Here is a 4,145-nt window from a genome sequence, read left to right as displayed (position 1 = left end):
GGCCGCGAGGGCGTCGTGCTCGGAGCCGTTGACGAGTGCTTCGACGATGGCGCGGTGCTCGCGGTTGGACTGCTCGCGACGGCCGCCCAGCTCGTTGAGGAAGGCCGACTGGCGCGCCAGGGCGTCGCGGATCTCCTCGATGACCCTGCGGAAGACCGGGTTCTGGGCGGCCTCGGCGACGGTGAGGTGGAAGAGGGTGTCCATCGCGACCCAGGCGGTGGTGTCCGTCTCCCGTTCCATGCGGTCCAGCAGATGGGCCAGCCGGTCCAGGTGGTCGGGGGTGCGGCGCAGGGCCGCGTAGCCGGCGACCGGGATCTCGATGTGCCGGCGGACCTCCAGCAGGTCGCTGGCCGCGTAGTCGCCGAAGGTGGGGTCCTCCACGGCGTTGGCGACGACGAAGGTGCCCTTGCCGGTCCGGGAGACCGTGAGGCCCATCGCCTGGAGCGCGCGCAGTGCCTCGCGCAGCACGGGCCGGGAGACCTCCAGGGTGCGGCCCAGCTCGGCCTCGGAGGGCAGCTTGTCGCCGATGGCGTAGTCGCCGCGTTCGATGGCGCCGCGGAGGTGGCCGAGGACCGCTTCCATCGCGCTCACGCGCCGCGGACCGATACCACCTGTCTGGCTGTCTGACAGGTTCACGGGCCGATCCTGCGCGCTGCCCGCCCGCTCTGTCAAGGCGGCCGGTCCACACCCGCGCCCGGGCCGCTGAAGGCGTCGCGAAACGCGCACGGGGTGCGGCGCCCGTCTTCGGGCCGCCGCACCCCGTGGGGTGGCCGGGAGGTCGCGGCTCAGGCGTTGAGCGCACCGGTGGCGAGCAGGCCGATCAGGCCCAGCCCGATGATGATGCGGTAGATCACGAAGGCGTTGAAGGAGTGCTTGGCGACGAACTTCAGCAGCCAGGCGATCGAGGCGTAGGCCACGATGAAGGAGACGAGGGTGCCGACGGCCAGCGGGGCGGCGCCCACGCCCGCGCCCAGGGCGTCCTTCAGCTCGTAGATGCCGGCGCCGGTCAGCGCGGGGATGCCGAGGAAGAAGGAGAGACGGGTCGCGGCGACGCGGTCCAGGTCCAGGACGAGCGCGGTGGACATGGTGGCGCCGGAGCGGGAGAAGCCGGGGAAGAGCAGGGCGAGGATCTGGGAGCAGCCCACCCACATCGCGTCCTTGAAGGACGTGTCGTCCTCACCGCGCTTGTGGCGGCCCATCTGGTCCGCGCACCACATCACACCGGAGCCGACGATCAGCGAACCCGCCACCACCCACAGCGAGGCCAGCGGCCCGTCGATCAGCGGCTTCGCGGCAAGGCCCACCAGGACGATCGGGATCGTCGCGGCGATCACCCACCAGGCGAACTTGTAGTCGTGGTGGTAGCGCTCCTCGCGGTTGGTCAGACCGCGGAACCAGGCCGAAACGATCCGCTTGATGTCCTTGAAGAAGTACACGAGCACGGCGGCGATGGCGCCGACCTGGATGACGGCGGAGAACCCGACGACGGACTTGTCGTCGACGGGGATGTCCATGAGCCCCTCGGCGATCTTGAGGTGGCCGGTGGAGGACACGGGGAGGAACTCGGTCACCCCCTCGACGACTCCGAGGACGACGGCCTGACCGACAGAGATGGCGCTCATGGGATCCAGTTCTGAGGAGAGTAGGTCGACAGTGTTGTAGACAGTACTTGCCGCGCCGGGCGGGGTGCCAAGCGCCCGGGTCTACACAGCGCCGGCGAGCCAGTACCCGGCGAAGGCCGCGGCCAGCCCGGCCGCCACACCGGCGACGACGTTCACCGAAGCGTAGAGACCGGAGCCGGCCTCGGTCAGCCGCAGGGTCTCGTAGGAGAAGGTCGAGTACGTGGTCAGCGCCCCGCACAGACCGGTACCGAGCAGGAGTTGCAGCCGGGGTCCCGCGGCCCCGGCGGCGACGGCGCCGGTGACGAGCCCGAGGATCAGGCTGCCGACGACGTTCACCACGAAGGTGCCCCAGGGGAAGACCGAGTCGTGCCGGGACTGCACGGCGCGGTCGGTGAGGTAGCGCGCGGGCGCGCCGACCACGGCTCCGGCCACGACGAGCAGCCAGTTCACAACGGTTCCTCACCTTCCGGGCCGGCCGCGGCGGGGTCCGCCCCGGGCGCCCGGCCGACGTACCGTACGACCTCGCACTCGTCCAGCGTGACCAGGCCCTCGCGGACCAGTTCGTCCAACTGGGGCAGGAAGGCCCGGACGCGTTCCTCGGTGTCCACGACGACCACCGCGACCGGCAGGTCCTCGCTGAGCGAGAGCAGTCGGGAGGTATGGATGCGGGAGGAGGCGCCGTAGCCCTCGATGCCCCGGAAGACGCTGGCGCCCGCGAGCCCGGCGGCGTGCGCGCGGTGCACGATCTCGCTGTAGAGGGGCTTGTGGTGCCAGGTGTCGTCCTCGCCGATGTACACGGTCAGCCGCAGCGCGCGGCCGGTGAGCGAGGTCATGCCTGTTCCCTCCTGGTCAGCACCCGGCGGACGGTGGCCGAGGCGAGCCACACCGCCGCGAGGGCCGCGCAGGGCGTCGCCACCAGATAGACGAGGCCGGTCCCGGGGTGGCCGGCCTGGACCAGGCGGCGGATGTCGACGGTGTAGGTGGAGAAGGTGGTGAAACCGCCGAGGACACCGGTGCCGAAGAAGGGGCGGACGAGGCGGTGGGCGGCCCACACCTCGGTGATGAACACCATGAACACGCCCATCACGGCGCAGCCGATGAGGTTGGTCCAGAAGGTCGCCCAGGGGAAGCCGTCGGGCGCGGTGGGGCAGGCGAGGCTGAGTCCGTAGCGGCCGCAGGCACCGAGGGCGCCGCCGGCCGCGACCACCGCGACGATGGGCCCCTGGGCACGCCACCGCATCCGCCGGTGCGGTGCGAGGCGGGCGCGAAGGGTGTCGGCTTCGGGGGTTGTCATCGTTCTTACGTCTCCTGCTCGGCCGACCCCCGGTGGGTGATCACGGCCGGGCACCACATTACCGCCGGATCGGCGGCGCCCCGGCCATGGCGTGGTCCGTCCGCCGAAGCGTTCACCCACTCTTCTTCTGGCGGAGAGGGCGACGCACGGCAGCCGTGGCCGACCGGGGCCGGGGGGCGAAACCGGTCAGGATTCGAGAAGCCGTCGTGGGCCTGCCCGGCCTAGCGTGGGAGCACCGAAGGGGAGCCCGTCGGGCCTCGTACCCCTGACCCTTTGACTCGCAAGGAGTGAGTTACATGACCGCTGGTGTGCAGACGATCATCTACCCCGTCAAGGACCCGGAGCGGGCCAAGGCCCTGTTCGGCGCGCTGCTGGGCGTCGAGCCGTACGCCGACGAGCCGTACTACATCGGGTTCAAGGCCGGGGGCCAGGACGTCGGCCTCGACCCGAACGGGCACGCGCAGGGCCTGACCGGGCCGGTGCCGTTCTGGCATGTCACCGATCTGCGGGAGCGGCTGGCGGCGCTGGTGGCGGCGGGCGCGGAGCTCGTCCAGGACGCCCGGGACGTCGGCAACGGCCGGCTCGTGGCCTCCGTGAAGGACGCGGACGGCAACATGGTGGGGCTGCTCCAGGATCCCGTCACCGAAAAGTAGTTGCACACTCAACGAGTGGCTGGATCGGTGCTACGGTGCCGGTATGGCAGTGAAATCGGCCGATGCCCGGCTCGAGGAACGCTGGCGGGACATCCTCGCCGTGCACGCGCGCACGATGTGCGAGATCGACCGTGCGCTGCACCCCTACGGGCTGGGCGCCAGCGACTTCGAGGTGCTGGACATCCTGGCCGCCGAGTCACCCCGCGAGGGCGACCACTGCCGGGTGCAGAACCTGGTCGGGCGGGTGCATCTCAGCCAGAGCGCCCTGTCCCGGCTGATCGGCCGGCTGGAGAAGGACGGCCTGGTGGAACGCTCGGTGTGCGCCGAGGACCGCCGGGGCGTCTGGGTCGCCCTCACCGCCAAGGGCCGCGCCCTGCACACCGAGGTGTTGCCGGTCCAACGGGCCGTCCTCGGACGGATGTTGGCCGAGCCGGAGAGCTAGGGCCTGTCTGACAATTCCCGTCTGCCGCGCGACGCCATGCACGCACTCTCGCGGCACCGGGCGCAGACCCAAGTACGTCCAGTACGAGGGCCTACGCCCGGCACCCCGAGAGCACGCACCTGACGCCGCGCGGC

At 71.2% G+C, this 4,145-nt stretch carries 7 protein-coding genes; 2 read left to right on the top strand and 5 right to left on the bottom strand.

Going from position 1 to position 4,145, the window contains the following annotated elements; translation table 11 throughout:
* From CCN72_RS34185 to crcB (CCN72_RS34165), 5 genes are all read right to left on the bottom strand, one after another.
* Positions 1-582 (bottom strand): FadR/GntR family transcriptional regulator (locus tag CCN72_RS34185; protein WP_086812207.1); only part of this gene is annotated, 582 nt, incomplete at its 3' end.
* A gap of 203 nt (positions 583-785) precedes the next feature.
* Positions 786-1,622, bottom strand: coding sequence for an undecaprenyl-diphosphate phosphatase (locus CCN72_RS34180; RefSeq protein ID WP_086812205.1), 837 nt, complete (start codon positions 1,620-1,622; stop codon positions 786-788).
* An 81-nt stretch (positions 1,623-1,703) separates the two neighbouring features.
* Positions 1,704-2,072, bottom strand: coding sequence for a fluoride efflux transporter CrcB (crcB, locus tag CCN72_RS34175; RefSeq protein WP_086812203.1), 369 nt, complete (start codon positions 2,070-2,072; stop codon positions 1,704-1,706).
* Positions 2,069-2,455, bottom strand: coding sequence for a DUF190 domain-containing protein (locus tag CCN72_RS34170; RefSeq protein ID WP_086812201.1), 387 nt, complete (start codon positions 2,453-2,455; stop codon positions 2,069-2,071). The genes crcB (CCN72_RS34175) and CCN72_RS34170 overlap by 4 nt, the downstream gene beginning before the upstream one ends.
* Positions 2,452-2,916: a fluoride efflux transporter CrcB gene (gene crcB, locus CCN72_RS34165; RefSeq protein ID WP_086812199.1), complete on the bottom strand. Its 465-nt coding sequence runs from the start codon at positions 2,914-2,916 to the stop codon at positions 2,452-2,454. Before crcB (CCN72_RS34165) ends, CCN72_RS34170 begins: the two co-directional genes overlap by 4 nt.
* A gap of 296 nt (positions 2,917-3,212) precedes the next feature.
* Between crcB (CCN72_RS34165) and CCN72_RS34160 the strand changes: the two genes are divergently transcribed.
* Positions 3,213-3,569, top strand: coding sequence for a VOC family protein (locus CCN72_RS34160; RefSeq protein ID WP_085563097.1), 357 nt, complete (start codon positions 3,213-3,215; stop codon positions 3,567-3,569).
* A 43-nt stretch (positions 3,570-3,612) separates the two neighbouring features.
* Positions 3,613-4,011 (top strand): MarR family winged helix-turn-helix transcriptional regulator, encoded by a 399-nt coding sequence (locus tag CCN72_RS34155; protein ID WP_086812197.1) that lies wholly within the window; start codon positions 3,613-3,615, stop codon positions 4,009-4,011.
* The last annotated feature ends 134 nt before the right edge of the window (positions 4,012-4,145 follow it).

Origin of the sequence: Streptomyces murinus (assembly GCF_002154555.1) — a bacterium.
GTDB lineage: Bacteria > Actinomycetota > Actinomycetes > Streptomycetales > Streptomycetaceae > Streptomyces > Streptomyces murinus.
This window is presented reverse-complemented; position numbering and strand designations above follow the sequence as displayed.

Coding starts and splice junctions, on each gene's coding strand:
- CCN72_RS34180 (WP_086812205.1), bottom strand. CDS start 1,622: ATGAGCGCCATCTCTGTCGGTCAGGCCGTCGTCCTCGGAGTCGTCGAG.
- CCN72_RS34170 (WP_086812201.1), bottom strand. CDS start 2,455: ATGACCTCGCTCACCGGCCGCGCGCTGCGGCTGACCGTGTACATCGGC.
- crcB (WP_086812199.1), bottom strand. CDS start 2,916: ATGACAACCCCCGAAGCCGACACCCTTCGCGCCCGCCTCGCACCGCAC.
- CCN72_RS34160 (WP_085563097.1), top strand. CDS start 3,213: ATGACCGCTGGTGTGCAGACGATCATCTACCCCGTCAAGGACCCGGAG.
- CCN72_RS34155 (WP_086812197.1), top strand. CDS start 3,613: ATGGCAGTGAAATCGGCCGATGCCCGGCTCGAGGAACGCTGGCGGGAC.